This window comes from Nocardia sp. X0981, from assembly GCF_977089955.1.
The window spans coordinates 2775527-2794682 of record NZ_OZ372435.1 but is presented as its reverse complement, the minus strand read 5'-3'; the positions used below and the strand labels follow the sequence as shown (position 1 = coordinate 2794682).

Below are 19156 nucleotides of genomic sequence, written 5' to 3'. Positions count from 1 at the left end.
GCCGCGCGTTCTCCTGTCGAACGCAAGATCCACTCCCCAGCAGACATAGAGGATTTCATGAACGTACGCCAGCTCTATGTCAGCGCCGCCGCCGCGGGGCTGACTCTTCTGGCCGCTCCCGCCGCGAGCGCCGCTCCGATCCAGGTCCCGCTGCCCTCTCTGGCCGGCACCGGTTCCTCGGCCGCCGACGCCGTGCTGGGTGCCACCGGATCGTCGCAGCTGGCGCAGACCGGCTCCGCCGGCGGCGCCTTCAAGAACTGTGACGAAGCGCGCGCCGCGGGTCGGGCGCCGATCTTCCGCGGTGAGCCCGGTTTCGGCCCCCACCTGGATCCGGACGGCGACGGGTTCGCTTGCCCCACCGTCTGATTCGGACCCACTGCGCACGAACGCCCGGTGACAGATCCTCTGTCACCGGGCGTTCTCGTTTCCCGGTTCAGCGCAGGATCTTGAACAGCAGCGCACCCGCCAGCAGTGCGCCCACGCCGATCAGGGTGTACTTCACCTTCGGCTCGTTCACCTTGGCCAGCGCCAGCTGCTTCGTGCCCTCGGCGATCCGCTGCGGATCGGCCCGCACCGCGATCTCGTCCAAGGTGCTGGCCAACCGCTCCCGCGCGGCCTCGATCTCCTGCTCGATCCGCTCGGTATCCTTTGCCACCTTCACGCCTCCTGTACCTGGTCTGCCGCGTCCTCCGGCGGCCGGTGATCACCCCGGCCGCGGCTGTCACCGGATCGCGCCGGGGTTCGGGCTCGAGTGTATCCGCGGACGCCGCCGCCGCTCTCCGATCGCCCAGGGCACCGGGGCGCGGCGCAGCGCACGGCACGGAACCGGCCGCCGCGCCGGTACGGGTTCGAGGGCCGCGACGTTCGGATACGGTGCGGGGATGACCGACAACCATCGACTCGCCCCGGGCGACCGGGCACCCGATTTCACCCTTCCCGACGCGGACGGCAACGAGGTCTCGCTGGCGGACTACCGCGGCCGGAAGGTCGTGGTGTACTTCTACCCCGCGGCCAGCACTCCGGGCTGCACCAAACAGGCCTGCGACTTCCGGGACAATCTCGGCGAGCTGAATTCCGCCGGGCTCGAGGTCATCGGTATCTCCCCGGACAAGCCGGCCAAACTCGCCAAGTTCCGCGATGCCGAACAGTTGAACTTTCCCCTGCTCTCCGATCCCGACCGCACGGTGCTCACCGAATGGGGCGCGTTCGGTGAGAAAACCATGTACGGCAAGAAGGTGACCGGGGTCATCCGTTCCACTTTCCTGGTCGATTCCGACGGGAGAATCGAGGTGGCCCAGTACAACGTGCGCGCCACCGGGCACGTCGCCAAACTCCGCCGCGATCTCTCTGTCTGAGCGGGACCACCCGGGCCGGGCCCGGGTGGTCACCGATAGGACGCGATCAACCGCTCGTAGCCGTCGAGCAGTACCGTCAGCCCGGTATCGAAGAACAGGTCGGCCCACAACTCCTCGTCCTGTTCGAAGGCTCCGGCGTGGGCGGCGGTGGCGAGGGCGGGAAAACGCTCGGGGTCCAGGACACGTTCGAGGATTCCCCAGTCGCCTTCGGACTCCTCGTCGGTGGGATCGATCTCCGCGGCCAGGCGGGCCCGGCCGATCACGAACAGTGACAGATTCATCACCAACTGCAATTTGATCGGCTCGGGCACCCTCGTATGCCCCAGTGCCGCCAGGCCCGCCTCCAGCCAGGCCAGGTTGTTGGGCCCCAGCGGCGGCGCTCCCATCGTTACGCTGAGCCAGCCCGCGTGCCGGCTGATCAGCCGGTACTCCTCCCGGGCCCATCGCTCCAGTTTCTCCCGCCAGGACAGGTCGGGCGGGAATTCCGGCGGCGTGCCGATCACGCGGTCCAGCGCGATCTCCACCAGGGTCGCTTTACTGTCCACGTACCGGTAGAGCGACATCGCGGTGAAACCCAGCCGTTCGGCGACCTTGTTCATCGACAGGCCGGCGAATCCTTCTTCGTCGACCAAGTCGATCGCGGCGTCGACGATCTGTTCCAAGCTGAGCCCGCGACGGGGCCCACGGGTGCCGGCCGGCGCGAGACCCCACATCAGCGCGACGGATTTCGGCAGCGGTGCGGCGTCGCCGGAGGGCCGGCTCGTTCCCGGTTCCCCCGCTGTATGGGCGGTGGCCGGCGCCTTCGGCGCTGATGGTTCCACGTCCGGCCCTCCACGGGGTGCACTCGGCATCTGTCTGTCGACTCCTTCCGGTTCTGGCCTCGCGGCCCGGAGCACGGCTGCCCTGGGCGACCGGTGTCACCACCCGGGCCGACCCGGCGGCCTCTCCTTCCTATACCACCTTTCCTTCTTCCGGCACTTGCGCCGACTCTCTAACTATGTACTCTATAAACAGAATATATGGCATATACAGTTTATGTGCCATGCAGTTTCTGGAACGGAGACCCCATGACCGCCCCTCCCGTCATCTCCCTCACCGGGCTCACCAAAGCCTTCGGCGACCACCGGGTACTCGCCGGCATCGACCTCGATATCGCTGCGGGTTCGGTGTTCTCCCTGCTCGGCCCCAACGGCGCGGGCAAGACCACGATGGTGCGCGTCCTCGCCACCCTGGCCACTCCCGACAGCGGAACGATCCGAGTCGCCGGTCACGACGTGCTCCGCGAACCCGACCGGGTCCGCAAGGCGATCGGGGTCACCGGCCAGTACGCGGCCCTGGACAAGGTGCTGACCGGCACCGAGAACCTGCACATGATCGGGCGCCTGCTCCACCTGCGCCGCTCCGAGACCCGTCGGCGCACGGCCGAACTACTGGAGCGTTTCGATCTCACCGAGGCCGCGAACCGGCCCACCGGCACCTATTCCGGCGGGATGCGCCGCCGCCTCGACCTGGCCATGAGCCTGATGGGCCGCCCGGAGGTGGTCTTCCTCGACGAACCCACCACCGGACTCGACCCGCGCAGCCGCCGGGAGCTGTGGCAGGTGATCCGGGAACTGGTCGGCGACGGTGTCACGGTCTTTCTCACCACCCAGTACCTGGAGGAAGCCGATCAGCTGGCCGACCGCATCGCGGTACTGCACGGCGGGCACATCGTCGCCGACGGAACGCCCGCCGAGCTCAAACGACTCACCCCCGGCGGCCATATCCTGTTCCGCTTCGCCGACCGGATGGCGCTGGCGGCGGCCTCCCGCGCGAGCGGTCACCCCGAAACGGACCTCGACGAGCTCACCCTGCGGATCCCTTCCGACGGCAGCGTCGCCCACCTCAAATACCTGCTCGACGCGTTCACCGACCGGAACATCACCGTCGCGCAGCTGAGTGTGCACACCCCCGACCTCGACGATGTGTTCTTCGCCCTCACCAGCCGCCCCACCGAACCGGTTCCGGCCGGACGCTGAGCCACGACCGACCCGCGACACAGAAAGCCGACCCGTGACCACTCTCACCCACAGCGCCCAGGACGCGGCCACCATGATGGGCCGCAATATCCGCCACACCCTGCGCAGCCCCGACGCGCTCATCAGCACCCTGGCCCTGCCGATCATGATCCTGCTCATGTTCGTCTACGTCTTCGGCGGTGCCATGGACGTCGGCAACAGCGCCTTCGTCGACTACGTCGTACCCGGAATCATTCTCCTGTGTGCCAGTTTCGGCGCCGCGACCACCGCCGTCGGCATCTCGGTCGATATCACCGAGGGCATAGTGGACCGCTTCCGCACCATGGCCATCAGCCGCTCCGCGTTCCTGACCGGCCATGTAGCCGAGAGTCTGCTGCGCAATACGGCCGCCACCGCCGTGGTCGTCGGTGTCGCGCTGGTCATCGGCTTCCGCCCCACCGCCGACCCGCTGCGCTGGCTCGCCGCGGCCGCGCTTCTCGCCCTGCTCGTGCTGGCGCTGTCCTGGGTCTCCGCCTGTTTCGGGCTCATCGCCAGTAGCCCGGAAGCCGCCAACGGATTCACCATCTTCGCGATGTTCCTTCCCTATATAAGCAGCGCGTTCGTACCCCCGGAGACCATGCCGAACTGGCTGCGTGGATTCGCCGAGCACCAGCCGGTGACCCCGGTGATCGAAACCCTGCGCGCTCTACTGGTGGGAACCCCGATGGGTAACAGCGCGGTTCTCGCACTCGCCTGGTGGGGCGGTATCGCCGTGGTGGCGTATCTCACGGCGCTGATCCTCTTCCGCCGGCGCACCCGGAACTGACCGGATGATCCCGCCGGACCACGCGCGATCGGTGTCCCGCGCCCCGGATCGGCGGGATTTTCGTGGTGAGACATGACAGAGTCACATTCCGTGTTGCACACTCCGCACCACGGACTTCGCCCTACCGCTAGCCTGGGACAGGTGAACGTACGCACGGAGGCCAAGGCGAAACGGCGTCCGGACCCTGCGCTGGAACTCCAGGACGACCCCCAGGAACTCATGCCCCGGCGGCGTCCGACCCAGGAACGCAGTAAACGAAAGTTCGACGCACTGCTGCAGGCGTCACGGGAACTCCTGGTCGAAGTGGGTTTCGAATCGTTCACCTGTGAAGAGGTCGCCGCCCGCGCCGAGGTGCCGATCGGCACTCTCTACCAGTTCTTCGCCAACAAATACGTCATCGTCTGCGAACTCAACCGGCAGGATCTGGTCGCGGTGTCCCGCGAACTCGCCGATTTCCACGGTGAGATCCCGTCGCTGGACTGGCTGCGCCATATGAACCAGTTCGTCGACCATCTGGCGAGCCTGTGGATGACCGATCCGTCCCGGCGCGAGGTGTGGCTGGCGATGCAGTCCACACCGTCCACCCGGGCCACCGGGGCCATCCACGAAAAAGAGTTCGCCGAAGTCGTCTCGCAGATGCTGCGCCCGCTCACCCCGCGCACCCCACGCGGGCGGCGCACCATGATGGCCGAGGTGCTGGTGCACGTGGTGTATTCGATGCTGAATTTCTCGGTACAGGACGAGCAGAGCCACGCCGACGCGGTCGCCGAACTCAAACGACTCATGGTCGCCTATCTCCTGGTCGCGGAGAAGGAATCCCGTACCGCCAGCCAACGCTGACAGGCGCTCCCGGCCCGTGCGTCCCAGCACCCCGGACACCGGCTCGGTGCCGAAACGAGCGGACGGCCCGCAGCGGATCGCTGCGGGCCGTCCTGTTGTCCGTCAGTTCTCCGGTGACCGGCCTTCGATCAGATCGGCGAGTTCACCGGGGTCCTCCAGCACCACCATGGCGGCGGCGGTGTCCCCGTCGTGGGTGAGCGACAGGTGCACCCGGACGCGCGGCAGGAATTCCGCGGCCAAGCCGTGCAATTTGATGCTCGGCCGGCCCCACGCGTCGTTGACCACTTCGATCAGCGGATACGGGTTGTCCCCGATCTGCGGGCGGCGCGCGAAGCGGGAGGAGGCCCAGGCCTTGAGCACGGCCTCCTTCGCCGCCCACCGCGCCGCGTAACTACGCGCCGGATCGGTGGCCTTGCTCTGGCAGTAGCGTCGTTCACCGGCGGTGAAACTCTCCCGGAGCATCGTCGTTCCGGCACGGTCCAGCTGTTCGGCGAACTCGGAGATGGTCACCAGGTCCAAGCCGATTCCGAGGATGGTCACAGTGGCGCAGCCTACGGTGTACCGGCGCCGTCGGCAGCGGAAGCACCACCGGCGAACTGCCCGGTCTCGCAACCGGCTCCACCGACCTGGTAGACCCCGTCGGCACCCAGCCGGGCGCCCTCCGACAGCAACACTTCCGCTTCCAGACCGCGCGAACGCGCGGCCGGGGTGCCGTCACCGCCGAGCCGGCGGTCGGCCGGACGCTCGTAGAGCGCCGCGCCACCGCACATCGCCTCGGCGATCCGCTGCCGCCCCGCGAGCCGGCGTTCCTGCGCCCGGCGCTGGTATTCCTCACGCCGGCCCGGTTCGATCGCCTGCACGAAGGCCTGCGGATGCACCACCGCCAGCAGCCCCGAGACATGGCCGAAGCCGAGCGAGGTCACCAGACCCGCCTTGAGCGGGAACCGGTCACCGAAGCGCAGCGCCTCCCGCACCCACACCAGATGCGGGTATTCCCGCATCTTCTCGTCCACGCAGTCCAGGCTCCGGTTCGGCGGCACCACACCGTTCTCCAATACCTGGCACAGGCCGATCAGCTGGAACGCCGCGGCACCGCCCTTCGCGTGCCCGGTGAGGCTCTTCTGCGAGACAACGAACAGCGGGGCGCCCTCGGAGCGGCCGATGGCCGCGGCCAGCCGCTCGTGCAGTTCGGACTCGTTCGGATCGTTGGCCGCGGTGGAGGTGTCGTGCTTGGAGACCACCGCGATATCGTCCGGTCCGACGCCGAGTTTGCGCAGTTCCGCGGCGAGCCGGGATTCCCGGCCGCCCCGGCCCGCACCCAGCGCACCGAGTCCGGGTGCGGGGATCGAGGTGTGCACGCCGTCGGCGAAGGACTGAGCGTAGGCCACCACACCGAGCACCGGCAGTCCGAGCTCGAGCGCGACGTCACCGCGGGCCAGCAGCACGGTGCCACCACCCTGCGATTCCACGAACCCGCCGCGGCGGCGGTCGTTGGCGCGGGAGAAGTAGCGGTCGCTGATCCCCTTGGCGCTCATGGCCGCCGAGTCCGCGGTGGCGGACATATCGCCGAAGCCGACGATGCCCTCGATACCCAGATCGTCGAAGCCGCCGGCCACGACCACCTCGGCCTTGCCGAGCCGGATCTTGTCGACGCCCTCCTCCACCGAGACCGCGGCGGTGGCGCAGGCCGCCACCGGATGCACCATCGCGCCGTAGCTACCCACGTAGGACTGCACGACATGCGCGAGCGCCACGTTGGGCAGCGCCTCCTGGAGGATGTCGTTCGGCCGCGGTTCACCCAGCAGGTTGTCGACGTAGAGCGAACGCATGGACGACATCCCGCCCATACCCGTGCCCTGGGTGTTGGCCACCAGGCTCGGGTGCACCCAGCTCATCAGTTCGGCCGGGCTGAACCCGGAGCCCACGAAGGCGTCGACCGTGCAGGCGATGTTCCACAGCGCGACCCGGTCCACCGAGGACGCCATATCGGCGGAGATACCCCATACGGTGGGATCCCAGCCGGTGGGGATCTGACCGCCGACCGTCCGCGACAGTTTGGCCCGGCGCGGCACCCGGATCTCGGTACCGGCCTTACGGGTCACCGTCCAGTCGCCGGAATCGGCGATCGGCGTGATCACCGTATGCTCCGGAGCCGCGGCGTGGAAGGCACGCGCCTCCGCCTCGCTACCAACCGTGAACGACAGATCCTGATCGAGGAACACCGAGGTCATCAACGGACTGCTGTTGTCGACCATGGCGGCGTCGTCCTCGTAGCGGCGGATACCGCAACGTGCGACGACGGCGTCGTGGTAGCGGTCCGCCAGCTCCGATTCGGGTACGTAGTCACCGGATTCGGTGTCGTACCAGCCGGGCTTCGGATCGTTCTCCCAGGTCACCATGCCGGTGGTCCAGGCCAGCTCCAGGACGCCCGCGGCGGACAGTTCGTCGGAGACCTCCATTTCGAACCGGGTACGCGCCGAACCGTACGGGCCGAGCTCACCGGCGCCGACGATCACGACCATATCGGTGAGATCGGTGGTCACCTCGCCCCATTCGGGTACGGGCAGCGCGGAGCTCAGCGTCGGAGGTGCCGGCAGCGCGGCGATCCGCGCCGCGGTGTCCGCGGTCGCGGCATCATCGGCCGTCGCGGCGGCCGCGGCCTCCTGCGCCTGCTTCGCCAGTTCGGGCAGATCCAGCTGGGCTTCGGCCAGGCCACCGGTCAGGTCGATCTGCCGCGGACCGGTGGTGGTCTCGGTACGGGCCTGTGCGGTCGCCCACTCCAGCAGTTCGTCCGCGATCTCACCGGTCGACCAGGTCCGCACACCCGCCTTCTCGACGGCTTCCACCAGGGGATCGTTGTGGCCCATCAGGCCGGTACCGCGCACCCAGCCGATCAGCGCGTGCACCAGGGTGACCCGGGCCGACCACGACTTCTCGGCATGCCATTTGGCGACGACGGCATCCAGCGCGGCCTTGGCCTCGCCGTAGGCACCGTCCCCGCCGAACAGACCGCGGTTGGGCGAACCCGGCAGCACCACATGCAATTTCGCGTCGACATCGTGGTCCGCACCGAGCCGCGACAGTCCGCCGATCAACCGCTCGACCGACCACAGCAGAACCCGCATCTCCATTTCGGCGCGCGCGCCCGCGTCGGAGAGATAACCCGACACCCGCGGCGCCGCGAACGGCAGCAGCAGGGTGGGGGTCAGGGCGTCCTTGGTCTTGACCTTGGCACCACCGGCATTGTCCACCTGCTCGGTGCCGACCCATTCGATCAGCGCGTCGATATCGGTGTAGGAGGCCATATTCGCCGGCACCACCCACAGCGCGGCGCCGTGGCGGGCATGAGCGCGGTAGAGGTCGCGGTAGAAGCCGAGGCGGTCGTCGTCCAGCCGGGAGGTGGTCACCACGACGGTGGCGCCGCCGGCCAGCAGTCGTCCGGCGACCGCCGCCGCGATGGAGCCCTTGCTGGCGCCGGTGATCACGGCGACATCCGCCGACCACTGTCCCGCTTCCGCGCTGTCACGTGCCGCGGCGGCGATCCGCTCGTAATGACCGGCGAGCACCGACCGCGCCTCGCGCACGGCCCGCTGCCGCCACCAGTCGGCCTGCGCGGCAACGGCTTCACCGGCCCCCTGGAATCCGTCGACCGGCAGTTGCGCGGTCTCGGCGTCCGAGCCCAGCCAGAACCGGGCCAGATCCTCCCGTGCGCTCGCCCACCGGTCGTCGAGCAGTACCGCCTTGCGCGCGTCGAAAGCCGGCGCGACCAGCCGCGGCCAGTCCGAGCCCAGTTCGGCCGACACCAGGTCGACCAGGCCCTCGTCGGTGGCCTCCGGGACCGAGGTCCGTTCGTTCAGGCCGAGCTGTTCCAGCACCAGGCGGGCGGCCGAGGCCAGCACACCGTCCTTACCGGTGATCTGCTCGGTGAACTCACCCAGCGCGGCGGCGTCCACCGTGCCACCACCGGAGCCACCGGCGGCGGGCAGCGACACGCTGATCCCGCGCCGGGCCGCCACCGACTGCACGGCGGCGTCGATCGCGGCATCCACAGCCGCTCCGTCACCGAGGACACCGGAAACGAGCCCACCCAGGTCGCCACCGCGGACGCTGGCGCCCTCCCGGGTGCCGAGCGAAACCTCGGCGGTGACATGGCTGGCCCAGCCGTCGCCCAGCTCCCAGACCCTCTTCACACGTTCGGCGATCGCGGCCGGTCGCTTACCGGAGGGCCCGAACACCTTGCGCAGATGATCGTTGATCGCATCGCTGAGCACCGAGCCGAACGGTTTGTACGTACGAGCGAGCCGTTCCACGGTGGCCGAGAGCGCACCCATATCGGCGTCCGCCGCACCGTCGATGGCACCCAGCGACAGCTCCGATCCGAGGTCGACCAGCAGCTGGTTACGCCGTGAGGACACACCGTCGCACAGGCCCTCGATGGTGTCGACCGGCCCGATCTGATCGATCCGGAGCTTGGTCCACAGCGCGATCAGCACCCTGGTCGCGTCCGCGGCGGTGAAAGCGATATCGTCCGGCCGCGGGCCGCCGGTGGCCGCCGGAGCGGGAGCGGCGGCCGGGGCCGGGGTGGCCGCAGCGGCCGGAGCCTCGGCGATCTCCTCGACCGGCTCCTCCACGGGCGCCGGGTCGGTATCGGTCGAGTAGACGATCGCCGCCTCGCGCTCGATATTGAGCACTTCCACGGTGCTGGTGGCGAAATCGGGCAGTTTCAGCGTCTGGCTCGCCAGGTTGGCCACCGTCGGGGTGGCGGCCAGGCCGACCTCCACGAACCGCTCCACACCGAGGTCGCCGAACAGCAGGTCCTGGGTTTCGATCCACCGCACCGGGCTGGCGAACTGCCAGGCCAGCAGTTCGATCAGCACCACCCGGCACAGCTCGCTCGGCCGCTGCGCCCAGGAATCGAAATCGGCGAGGACCTCCGCCAGCGGCTCCGAAGGCACCAGATCGGCGATCTCGGCGACGAATTCACGCTCCAGCGAGAACGGTTTGGGCACGAGGTTGGGGATGTAGCGGCCGACCAGCACCTCCGGGCGCAGTTCCTCCGGCAGCAACTGCTCGAGCTTGCCCCGGAACTCCGGCACACCCTTGCGCAGCACGGTCGAATGGAACGGCACGTCGATACCGGGCACCAGGATGAAGGCGCGCTTACCGCCGAATTCCGCCCGGCGCCGCTCGATTTCCTCTTCCAGCGCCTCCAGGCCGGCGACCGTACCCGCGATGGCGTACTGCGCCCCGCGCAGGTTGAGGTTCACCACCTCGAGGAACTCGCCGACCCGCTCGCCCACCGCGGAGACGAATCCGACCACCTCGGCGTCGGGAAGCCCGATCTGAGACGGCCGGATGGCCGCCATCCGGTAGTCGCTGCGTCCCTGGGCATCGCGCGGCACCAGCTCGTGCATCGCCGAACCGCGCTGGAACACCACCTCGAGAACGGCCTCGAGCGGCAGCACTCCGGCGACCGCGGCCAGCGCGTTGTACTCACCGACCGAATGCCCGGCCAGCAGCGCGCCCTCCACGAACGCACCGGCTTCACGCAGTTCGGCGACCTGGGCCACCCCCAGGGTGGCCATGGCGACCTGCGTGAACTGGGTCAGGTGCAGCACGCCGTCCGGGTGCCGGTGCTCGACACCGCGCGCCTTGAGGTAGGTCGGGTTGTCCCGGACCACCGCGAGGATGGAGAAGCCGAGCGCTTCCCGGGTGTGCTTATCGGCGCGGTCCCAGATCTCCTTGGCCGCCTTGGACCGGGTCCGGGCGTCCAGGCCCATACCCTTGCGCTGGATGCCCTGGCCCGGGAAGGCGTACACCGTCTTCGGGGCGGCGGTGCGGCCGGTGGCGGTCATCACCAGATCCCCGCCGGTACGGCAGGAGACCTCGACGATCTCGTCGCCGGCGTCGACCGCGATCCGCTCCACCCGCACATCTATTTCCGCACCCGGGCGCACCATGCCGAGGAACCGCGTGGTCCACGCGGTCAGTGTGCGCGCCGGAACGGTCGCCTGCGGGTCCACCGCCGATACCGCGTGCTGCGCGGCGGCCGACAGCCACATACCGTGCACGATCGGGCTGCCCAGCCCGGCCAGCTTCGCGGCGGAATCGCTGGTGTGGATGGGGTTGTGGTCGCCGGAGACCGCGGCGAACGCGGCCATGCTGCGCGGCGCGACCATCGTGATATCGCGGCGGCGGCGCCGCGGGGTTTCGGTGGCATCCGCGCTCACGGTGCCCGCGGCGCGCGGCGGATCGGTCAGTTCGCCGGAACCGGTGCGGCCGCGGATCGCGAAACGCTCCGTGAGCCGGGCCAGCGGCACCACGTCCAGGCCCTGATCCCGCATCTCGCCGACGGTGACCTCGACCTCGACCACCCGGCCGAGATCGGTGTCGACGACAGTGCCGGATTCGGCGCGTACGACGAGAATGCTGGTGGCATCGGGAAGTTCGCGCAGCAGTTCGACGCGGTGATCGAGATGCACCAGGTCCAGCATGCCTTCGATCACGCTGGTACCGGCCTCGGTGCGGGCAGCGCCCAGCACCGCGAACACGGCCGGCCAGCAGGCACCCACCAGCACATCGGGCACCGTGCGGCCGAGTGTGCTCAGGTGCGCGGGCAGCCCGGAACCGGTGACACCGGCGTGATCGGCCACGAGGTCCGGGGTCCAGGCCAGGTTGAGATGCGCGACACTGTTCTTCACCTCGGGCAGCGCCTGACCGGCGGCCACCCCCAGCAGCGCCGACATGGCGGTATCGGCATCGGCCTCGGTCACCAGGGGCGCGCCCCCGTTGTATACCGAGACGGGAACGGTGATCCGGATACGCACGGTATGCCCCGCGTACAGCGGCACGGTGAGCTCGACATAGGAATGCTCGGGCTCGGGGCCCTCGGCCTCGGCGAGGGTGGCGCCGGACGGCGGATGCACCGCGCCCTTCTCGTCCACGATCCATTCGCCCAGATCGCCCAACCGGTGCACCGGGTTGACGGTCGCCCGGCCCGACCAGTTCACATCGGGGGCGGCCAGCACCACATCGATGGGCCCGCTGGTCACCGCGGCGACCCGGCGCGCGTCCACCGCGACCGGCACCGCACCGGCGCGCACCATGCTGTAGGCGGCATCCTGTTCGAACCGGTCCAGCAGTTCGCCCACCGGCTCGTCCACCCGGGTGATCCCGGCGACCGAGACGGTGCCCGGGATCACGCACACCTGATCGGCCGAATACCGCGGATCGTGCGCCTGCCACAGCGAATCGGAGCGCCACCAGCGCCGCACGTCCTGATCGACCACCGGTACGAAGTTCACCGGTTTGCCGGGGGTCTTGCACAGGGTCACGAAGAACGGGACGTCCGCGGGGTGCAGCAATGTCTCGGCGGCCGCGGGGTACTGTTCGCGCAGCGTGGCCAGCACCGCGGCGGGGTTCTCGAGATCCTCGTCGCGGAACAGGGAATCGATCTCGCCACGGTCGGCGGGCGCCAGCCGGGCCTCGGCCCGGCGCAGCATTTCGGCGAACCGGTCCCGCCAGCTGATGTCCAGCCAGACCGAGCGGGTGGACTCGGCGATCGCGTCGCCGAGGTCGCTACCGCAGTCGAACTCCTGGCGGCTGTCCCGGCCGACGGCCAGGTCCACATAGCGTTCCAGCCAGGCGAGGTAGGTCATGGCCGCCACATCGCCGAAGTACGGTTTGGCGGTCACGTTCAGCGCGTCGATGATCTCGGTGCGCCGTCGCGCCACCGCCTCGGCGTCACCGGCGACCTCGTCCAGCAGCCGACCGGTCCGGGAGGCCGCGTTGTCGATTTCGTGGATATCGGCGCCCAGCTGGCTACGTCCCGAGGCCATACCGCCGCTCGCGGTACCGGCGCCCACCCAGTCCGGGGTGCCCGGGGTGTCGACCAGCAGCTGTTTCACCTCCGGCGCCGTGGTGGCCTCCAGGGTCGCCATCGCCGCGGTCCCCACCAGCACACCGTCCAGCGGCATGGCCGGGTAACCGTGTACGGCCGACCAGGCACCGGTCAGGTATTCGGTGGCCCGTTCCGGAGTCCCGATCCCACCGCCGACGCAGACCACGACATTGCCGTGGGCGCGCAGCTCGGCGTAGGTCTCGAGCAGGAGGTCGTCCAGGTCCTCCCAGGAGTGGTGCCCACCGGCTTTACCGCCCTCGATGTGCACGATCACCGGGTAGTCCGGCACCGCGTCGGCGATCCGCAGCACGGCGCGGATCTGCGCCACGGTGCCCGGTTTGAACGCGACGTGGCCGATGCCCACCTCGGTCAGTTCCTCGATCAGCGCGACGGCTTCCTCGAGCTCCGGGATACCGGCGGTCACCACCACACCGTCGAACGGAGCGCCCGCCGCGCGGGCCCGCTGAACCAGCCGTTTACCACCGAGCTGCAGTTTCCACAGGTACGGGTCCAGGAACAGCGAATTGAACTGCACCTGCCGTCCCGGATGCAGCAGTTTCTTCAGTTCCTCCACCCGATCGGCGAAGATCTGTTCGGTGACCTGGCCGCCACCGGCCAGTTCCGCCCAGTGTCCGGCATTGGCGGCCGCGGCCACGATCTTCGCGTCCACCGTGGTGGGGGTCATTCCCGCCAGCAGGATGGGCGAGCGTCCGGTGAGCCGGGTGAAGGAGGTCTCCACCACGATCCGGCCGTTGGGCAGCCGCACCGGCCGCGGCGCGAAGGCCGACCACGGCTGCGCCACCTCGGGCGTCGCACCCGGTGTCAGCAGGCCGCGCTGCCCCGCGCGGGTGGCGGCGGCGATGATGCCGACGCCGCTGCCCTTCAGGGAGCCACTGCTCACCCGGGACAGCAGGTCGCCGGGGCCGAGGTCCAGGATCCACTGCGCACCGGAGGCCACCACTTCGTCGATGGTGGCCACCCAGTCGACCGGGTCGACGAGAATCTGCTGAGCCAGTTCCCCGGCGAGGTCGGTGTCGAGGCCACACTGTCCCGCCCAGCCCGAAACGAGCTCGACCGTTTCGGCGAGCGCGGGGTGATGGAACGCCACATCGACGTCGAGGTCTTCGAAGACCGGCGCGAATACCGCACCGCCGCGCTGTTTGGCGGCCCGCTCCCGCTCCTGTTCGTCGTGCAACCGATCGCAGCGCTGCTGCACACGCCGCAGCTGGGCGGGGGTACCGGAGAGCACCACTCGCCGCCGGCCGTTGCGGATCGACAGCACCGCCGCCGCCTGCGGGTCGACGCCCTCGGCCACCTCGGCGAGCACGGCCCGCAGCTGGTCGGGATCGACATTGGAGACCGCGACCATGGAGGAACGCTCCCCCACCGGCATCAGTCCGCGCCGCCGCGCGACCAGAACGGCCGCCGCACCGATGAGCTGGGCGAGCGCCAGCATCTCCGCGTCGCGCTGCCCGCAGGTCTTCACCGCGGTCGCCGCCAGCAGGCCCTGGGAGTGCCCGACCACCGCGACCGGCGCGAACTCGGCCGGGTCCAGCCCCTGCAGCCGCAGCGCCCGCAGTGCGGCCAGCTGGGTGAGCAGGACGCCGGGCATGGAGACCGCCGCCGAGCGCAGTACCCGCTCCGGCGGCGCGTCCGAGGTCTCGGTGTCGTCGTCGGCGAGTTCGTCTTCCAGCATCCAGGCCACCGGATCGAAGCCCACTGGACGCACCATCAGCAGTTGCTCTGCCACCGGTTCCAGCAGCGTGGCCGCTTCGTTGACCAGTGCGGTGAGCTCGGGCTCGAGGGCCGCGTCCCGGCCGATCTCGGCCAGCTCGCCGAGCCAGCTGGCGCCCTGCCCACCGAAGGCCAGGGCGTAGGGGGTTCCTTCACGCAACCGGTCCAGCAGCGGTGTGCGATTCGTCTCGGAGACAGTCCCGCCCGCGGCCGCGGGCACATTCACCCGGTTTCCGGCCCCGGACGCAGTGCTCTCGTTCATCGTCAAGACGCTTCGGCTTTCTCTCGTGGCGACATGTCTTCGGAGGCTTCCCCGGCTCCCAGTGCGCGCGCGGGCATTCCACACCCGTCGGCCTGACACCGGCGAGAATGACACAAAATCATGAGGAAATCCTCACGTTTGCCCGCCCGCGTGTCGATTACCCGCCAGTATTCATGTACCTCCGTACCAGAATCACCAGAAACATGAACCTTCCTCATGTTCGAAGGCGCAGGTGAAATGGCGTACTTACCCGCGCGAAACATGAGCACCCCTCATATTGAGGGTTACAAAATCGTTATAATCGCAGGTGGGGTTACCGGTGGGTACAAAACACCCGCCCACGTCTTCGCGTTCCAGCGGCGGCCCGGTAGAGTTTGGACGGTCGTACCATCAGCGCGAGTGGCGAAATTGGCAGACGCGCCAGATTTAGGTTCTGGTGTCCACGGACGTGGGGGTTCAAGTCCCCCCTCGCGCACAAATACCCAGCAAATTTGCTGGGTTTGCGTGCCGTGTGTTCGAGCGCACTCGAACACACGAAGGGACCAGGCAATATGCCTACTGACCTGCGGAAATTTCTGGCAGATTCGCCAACCATACCCGCCATCAGCTCCTCGGCGCCGCGATTCGGCAGCCACCGCCAGGAGGTTCGATGATCCCGGCACTCATCCCCCCACAGGCACCGCTGGACCAACTGGTCCACGGTTCCGCACCCGTCGCCCCAGCGCATCGTGTAGCCGACGGCGATGTCGTCTACGGCATCTGCACGGTGGGCGAAGCAGGCCGGATCCTCGACCATCACCTCTTCGCTGCTCTCGGCTGGGCCCCGGGCACACGCCTGCATATAGACGTCACCGACGATGCACTGCTCGTCGGGCAGCTCCTGGACGGGCCGGTCCACGTCACCCCTGGCGGCTTCTTCCGGGTTCCGTTCCGCCAGCGACGCCGTGTCCACTTGTTCGTCGGCGACCGGGTACTGCTGATCGGCCGCCGCAGCAGCGGACGCCTTCTCGTGCATCCTCCCGCGACGTTGGAGAACCTGCTCGGTGCCCGCATCGAACTCCTGGGCAGGTGACCCGATGACATCAACCCACCAGTCCACAACTCCCCCGGCCGACACCCTCGCTGCGGCCAGGCTGTTGCTCACCCAGATGGGTCTCTCCCCCGCGGATCTGCTCACGCCTACCGTTGCGGCACCTACCTTCGCCGAGATCGTCCCTGCGGTGCGCGCAACCCTGCGCCCCGGCACCCGCCGCACCTACGGCACACACCTCGACAGACTCGAACAGTGCTGGGGTGATCGCCGACTCGACCAAGTGACCAAACCCGACTTCGACCAGCTGGCCGAATCTGTCCGCACGACCGTACGGGTCAACCGGGCCTCCCGCGGCGGCGCCAGCGCGGTCGAACACTTCATCTCCACCGTCCGCTGCGTCTACCGCCACGCCGAGGAGAAAGGCTGGATCCGTCCCGCCGACAACCCCGCACGCACCCTCACTCGCCCCACCCGCCGCAAATCACACCGCTACGCAATCCCTACCCACCAACTCGCCGATATCTGCCGTATCGCCGCCACGACCGGCAACGACCAAGAACTCGACTCGTTGCTGCTGCGGCTGCATATCGAAACCGCCTGCCGCCGCAGCGGCGCGCTGGGACTGCGCCCCCACGACCTCGACACCACCCAATGCCTGATCTACCTCCGCGAGAAGGACGGAACCGACCGCTGGCAACCGGTCTCCCCCACCCTGATGGCCCATCTCACCGCCCACGCCCAGAACCGCCACAGCCCGCAATCGGAGCAACTACTGCGTTACCGCAACGGCAAACCGATCACGCACCGCCGCTACGACCACCTCTGGAACCGCATCGGCGAACACCTGCCCTGGGTCCTCACCCAGGGAGTCAGCACCCACTGGCTCCGCCACACCACCCTCACCTGGGTCGAACGCACGTTCAGCTACGCGATCGCCAAGGAATACGCCGGACACTCCAGCAAAAAGGCAGGCACTACCGCCACCTATGTCAAGGCCAACCTTCATGAAGTCGCTGCCGCCTTGTCCGTCTTGACGAACGAACCACACCCCCTGATACATGCAGAAGAGAGCTCGCAGCCGAATAGAGCGACATCGAATCGCAGGAGCCTGCCCTGACCGAGCCGGATCCGCCACTTTCCGGCGGAAAGAACGAAAAGCGCTGATGTACAGCAGTTTTCACCAGAATGTATTGAGCGCCTCGGCCGACGACATATAGCGTCGGGCCCGGCAGATCTAATGCGCCCCGGCCGGTGGGCTAACACCGGGCCGGGGCAGACACGGAGAGAGGACCTCCGCCATGCAAAGTGTAATCATCTCGGTCGGAGCCGAGGTGGAAGTCGAAGCACCCTACAACCCACGCTTCCATGATGCGGCCGACGAACTCGGTGGAACGCTCACGCCGGACTCAGACGTGTGGCGGTTCGCCCGCAGCGACGAGGACCATGTCCGCCGGCTGTGCAGTGAGATCTTCGGCCACGACACCTCAGCGACGCCTACACGTGTCCAGCCACGCGAGGTTACCGAACTACCGGAAGCGGAGACGGTCAGCGCTCACCAACGACGGGCGAATTTGCTCGACCGGCTCAATTCCCTCCTCGACGAGGTGGCCGATGTACATACTGCCCTGCAGGGCCTGACCAAGCACACCTGATCGAGAAAATCGCTCCGTTGCCCGATATGGCGAGCACTTGCTCGCCATATCGGGCGACGAAGCATCGTGAGCGGCTCGGCGAAAGCTCAGGACGTCCAGGACATGCACCGCCGCGCGTTGCCCGTCCTTCTGGACTGTCGTCACGGTTGCATCGCGTCACCGGGGGTTATTGCAATCCCGCCGACGCCGGTGTTGCACGATAGGGAGCCATGGAAGCCGCTGACAGCAACGCTGTGCACGACACCCCCGAGGGAACCCTGGTGAGCATCGGTTACGAGGGGAAAACCGTCGATGATCTCGTTGCTCAACTGCTCGACGAGGACGTCCGTGTCCTCGTCGACGTGCGCCTCACCCCGCTCAGCCGTAAACCCGGATTGTCGAAGACCAAGCTGTCGGAGGCCCTCGCCGCAGCGGGCATCGGCTATGTCCATCACCGAGCGCTCGGCAATCCGAAAGACAATCGTGCCGGCTTCCGCGCAGGTGATCCGGCCTCCCGCACCCGGTATAGGAAGGTCCTCGACAGCGCTGCGGCGCATGACGCGCTGGCCCACGTCTGTGAACTTCTCGACGACGGCGCGGTGGCGCTGCTCTGCTTCGAGCACAACCACGCCGAGTGTCACCGGAACATCGTCGTGCACCGACTTCTCGAGGCTCGACCGAACGCGGCCGTAGTCCACATCTAGTCAGAACAAGGTGTTCTCGATCTTCGGACGCCAGACACCGAGGACGGAGAAGGCGCGGCGACGACGATTCTGGTTACCGACGTAGAAGTGCACATCGTTGTCCGCCGACAGCATCTCGTCGCGCCATTTCTTCAGCATGGCTTCCCTGGCGCCGGTATCCCCGTAGTCGCGCAACCATTTTCTGCCGCTCTGCCCGGCCTCCCAGTCGAGAACCTTTTGCTTGTGTCCGGGGCACTTCGGGCTTTCGCAGCGGTATTTGTACCGGACCGCGAACGGCGCGGGCTGAAGAGGCTCGAGCGAGCTGCCGAACAAGTCCGGCGCCGAGGCTCTGTCGATCTTCGCCTGCTCGGCCGGGGTCCACGAGTCGCCATCGACGACCGCAGTCTCGATATCGACAGGTTTGATCAGCCCCAGCGACGGTGATGGGATACCCATACCGCCCACCGGATTCCGGTCGAGGAGTTCACACATCGTGGTCCCGCCGACAAGGCTGCCGAGGTTCATACGCCGCCGCTGCCAATTCCTGCTCGTGTCCAGCAGCTCAACGCGCACCAACTCGTCCTGACGCGGCCGGAAAGACTCCGGCCGGTTGTCTTTCACCTGGTGATACGTACCATTCACTCGAATGATCTCGTACTTCCTGAACTGACTGTCGAAGTCCGCGTTGCGGAACTTCACCGGGTACAGGCGGATCCACTCCGGACGGCCTCGATCGAGTCGAACGCCGGCGACACATACCGTCTCGCCGTAGCTGTCGCTCGGATTGGGATAGGTCTTGACGGTGACCATGACAGCCGCCGTCTCCTCCCCAGGCCGCGGCGGCCTCATACCTGGGGAATCGGCACCGTCTACCCGGCCACTTCCTCCCATACAA

The 19156-nt window shown here is 68.1% G+C and carries 14 protein-coding genes and 1 tRNA gene; 10 read left to right on the top strand and 5 right to left on the bottom strand.

The features are described 5' to 3' along the window. Window positions 1-57: 57 nt before the first annotated feature. Window positions 58-366, top strand: coding sequence for an excalibur calcium-binding domain-containing protein (locus ACYR7D_RS12200; protein ID WP_459549626.1), 309 nt, complete (start codon window positions 58-60; stop codon window positions 364-366). A gap of 67 nt (window positions 367-433) precedes the next feature. On the opposite strand, the gene ACYR7D_RS12195 is transcribed toward ACYR7D_RS12200, so the two are convergent. Then, complete coding sequence (locus ACYR7D_RS12195) at window positions 434-655, bottom strand: DUF3618 domain-containing protein (RefSeq protein WP_063130515.1); 222 nt, start codon at window positions 653-655, stop codon at window positions 434-436. A 226-nt stretch (window positions 656-881) separates the two neighbouring features. Here ACYR7D_RS12195 and bcp point away from each other — a divergent pair, with 226 nt between their 5' ends. Beyond that, entirely contained in the window at window positions 882-1355 is a 474-nt protein-coding gene (gene bcp / locus ACYR7D_RS12190; RefSeq protein ID WP_459549625.1) for a thioredoxin-dependent thiol peroxidase, read from the top strand. Window positions 1356-1384: 29 nt separating this feature from the next. On the opposite strand, the gene ACYR7D_RS12185 is transcribed toward bcp, so the two are convergent. Beyond that, on the bottom strand, window positions 1385-2206 hold the full coding sequence (locus ACYR7D_RS12185) for a TetR/AcrR family transcriptional regulator (RefSeq protein ID WP_459549624.1): 822 nt from the start codon (window positions 2204-2206) through the stop codon (window positions 1385-1387). A gap of 216 nt (window positions 2207-2422) precedes the next feature. Between ACYR7D_RS12185 and ACYR7D_RS12180 the strand changes: the two genes are divergently transcribed. The 3 genes from ACYR7D_RS12180 (at window position 2423) to ACYR7D_RS12170 (ending at window position 5018) form a co-directional block, all read left to right on the top strand. Then, the gene (locus tag ACYR7D_RS12180; protein ID WP_459549623.1) at window positions 2423-3373 is read left to right on the top strand and encodes an ATP-binding cassette domain-containing protein; all 951 of its coding nucleotides are present in this window, start codon (window positions 2423-2425) and stop codon (window positions 3371-3373) included. Window positions 3374-3446: 73 nt separating this feature from the next. Then, a complete protein-coding gene (locus tag ACYR7D_RS12175; RefSeq protein ID WP_459550127.1) occupies window positions 3447-4178 on the top strand; it encodes an ABC transporter permease in 732 nt (243 codons plus the stop codon). A gap of 219 nt (window positions 4179-4397) precedes the next feature. Then, window positions 4398-5018: a TetR family transcriptional regulator gene (locus ACYR7D_RS12170; RefSeq protein ID WP_459550126.1), complete on the top strand. Its 621-nt coding sequence runs from the start codon at window positions 4398-4400 to the stop codon at window positions 5016-5018. Between the two features lie 102 nt (window positions 5019-5120). Here ACYR7D_RS12170 and acpS read toward each other — a convergent pair whose 3' ends face one another. Both acpS and ACYR7D_RS12160 read right to left on the bottom strand, forming a co-directional pair. After that, window positions 5121-5558 carry a holo-ACP synthase AcpS gene (acpS, locus tag ACYR7D_RS12165; RefSeq protein WP_030525523.1) on the bottom strand — a complete coding sequence of 146 codons (438 nt, stop codon included), beginning with the start codon at window positions 5556-5558 and terminating at the stop codon, window positions 5121-5123. A gap of 11 nt (window positions 5559-5569) precedes the next feature. Next, on the bottom strand, window positions 5570-14920 hold the full coding sequence (locus ACYR7D_RS12160) for a fatty acid synthase subunit beta domain-containing protein (protein WP_459549622.1): 9351 nt from the start codon (window positions 14918-14920) through the stop codon (window positions 5570-5572). Between the two features lie 387 nt (window positions 14921-15307). Here ACYR7D_RS12160 and ACYR7D_RS12155 point away from each other — a divergent pair. The 5 genes from ACYR7D_RS12155 (at window position 15308) to ACYR7D_RS12135 (ending at window position 18282) form a co-directional block, all read left to right on the top strand. Continuing rightward, window positions 15308-15389 (top strand) — tRNA-Leu (locus ACYR7D_RS12155). 174 nt (window positions 15390-15563) lie between these two features. Continuing rightward, window positions 15564-15986, top strand: coding sequence for a hypothetical protein (locus ACYR7D_RS12150; protein ID WP_051132904.1), 423 nt, complete (start codon window positions 15564-15566; stop codon window positions 15984-15986). 4 nt (window positions 15987-15990) lie between these two features. Further along, the gene (locus ACYR7D_RS12145; protein WP_051132903.1) at window positions 15991-17064 is read left to right on the top strand and encodes a tyrosine-type recombinase/integrase; all 1074 of its coding nucleotides are present in this window, start codon (window positions 15991-15993) and stop codon (window positions 17062-17064) included. A gap of 181 nt (window positions 17065-17245) precedes the next feature. Then, the gene (locus ACYR7D_RS12140; protein ID WP_040789294.1) at window positions 17246-17599 is read left to right on the top strand and encodes a hypothetical protein; all 354 of its coding nucleotides are present in this window, start codon (window positions 17246-17248) and stop codon (window positions 17597-17599) included. A gap of 209 nt (window positions 17600-17808) precedes the next feature. Next, window positions 17809-18282, top strand: coding sequence for a DUF488 domain-containing protein (locus tag ACYR7D_RS12135; protein WP_040789292.1), 474 nt, complete (start codon window positions 17809-17811; stop codon window positions 18280-18282). Here the strand turns inward: ACYR7D_RS12135 and ACYR7D_RS12130 are convergent, their stop codons facing one another. Then, window positions 18283-19071 carry a hypothetical protein gene (locus tag ACYR7D_RS12130; RefSeq protein ID WP_040789290.1) on the bottom strand — a complete coding sequence of 263 codons (789 nt, stop codon included), beginning with the start codon at window positions 19069-19071 and terminating at the stop codon, window positions 18283-18285. Between the last annotated feature and the right edge of the window lie 85 nt (window positions 19072-19156).

Excerpts from the sequence above, each read along its gene's own strand:
- ACYR7D_RS12200 (WP_459549626.1), top strand. The coding sequence starts at position 58 with ATGAACGTACGCCAGCTCTATGTCAGCGCCGCCGCCGCGGGGCTGACT.
- bcp (WP_459549625.1), top strand. The coding sequence starts at position 882 with ATGACCGACAACCATCGACTCGCCCCGGGCGACCGGGCACCCGATTTC.
- ACYR7D_RS12185 (WP_459549624.1), bottom strand. The coding sequence starts at position 2,206 with ATGCCGAGTGCACCCCGTGGAGGGCCGGACGTGGAACCATCAGCGCCG.
- ACYR7D_RS12180 (WP_459549623.1), top strand. The coding sequence starts at position 2,423 with ATGACCGCCCCTCCCGTCATCTCCCTCACCGGGCTCACCAAAGCCTTC.
- ACYR7D_RS12175 (WP_459550127.1), top strand. The coding sequence starts at position 3,447 with ATGATGGGCCGCAATATCCGCCACACCCTGCGCAGCCCCGACGCGCTC.
- ACYR7D_RS12170 (WP_459550126.1), top strand. The coding sequence starts at position 4,398 with ATGCCCCGGCGGCGTCCGACCCAGGAACGCAGTAAACGAAAGTTCGAC.
- ACYR7D_RS12150 (WP_051132904.1), top strand. The coding sequence starts at position 15,564 with ATGATCCCGGCACTCATCCCCCCACAGGCACCGCTGGACCAACTGGTC.
- ACYR7D_RS12145 (WP_051132903.1), top strand. The coding sequence starts at position 15,991 with ATGACATCAACCCACCAGTCCACAACTCCCCCGGCCGACACCCTCGCT.
- ACYR7D_RS12140 (WP_040789294.1), top strand. The coding sequence starts at position 17,246 with ATGCAAAGTGTAATCATCTCGGTCGGAGCCGAGGTGGAAGTCGAAGCA.
- ACYR7D_RS12135 (WP_040789292.1), top strand. The coding sequence starts at position 17,809 with ATGGAAGCCGCTGACAGCAACGCTGTGCACGACACCCCCGAGGGAACC.
- ACYR7D_RS12130 (WP_040789290.1), bottom strand. The coding sequence starts at position 19,071 with ATGGTCACCGTCAAGACCTATCCCAATCCGAGCGACAGCTACGGCGAG.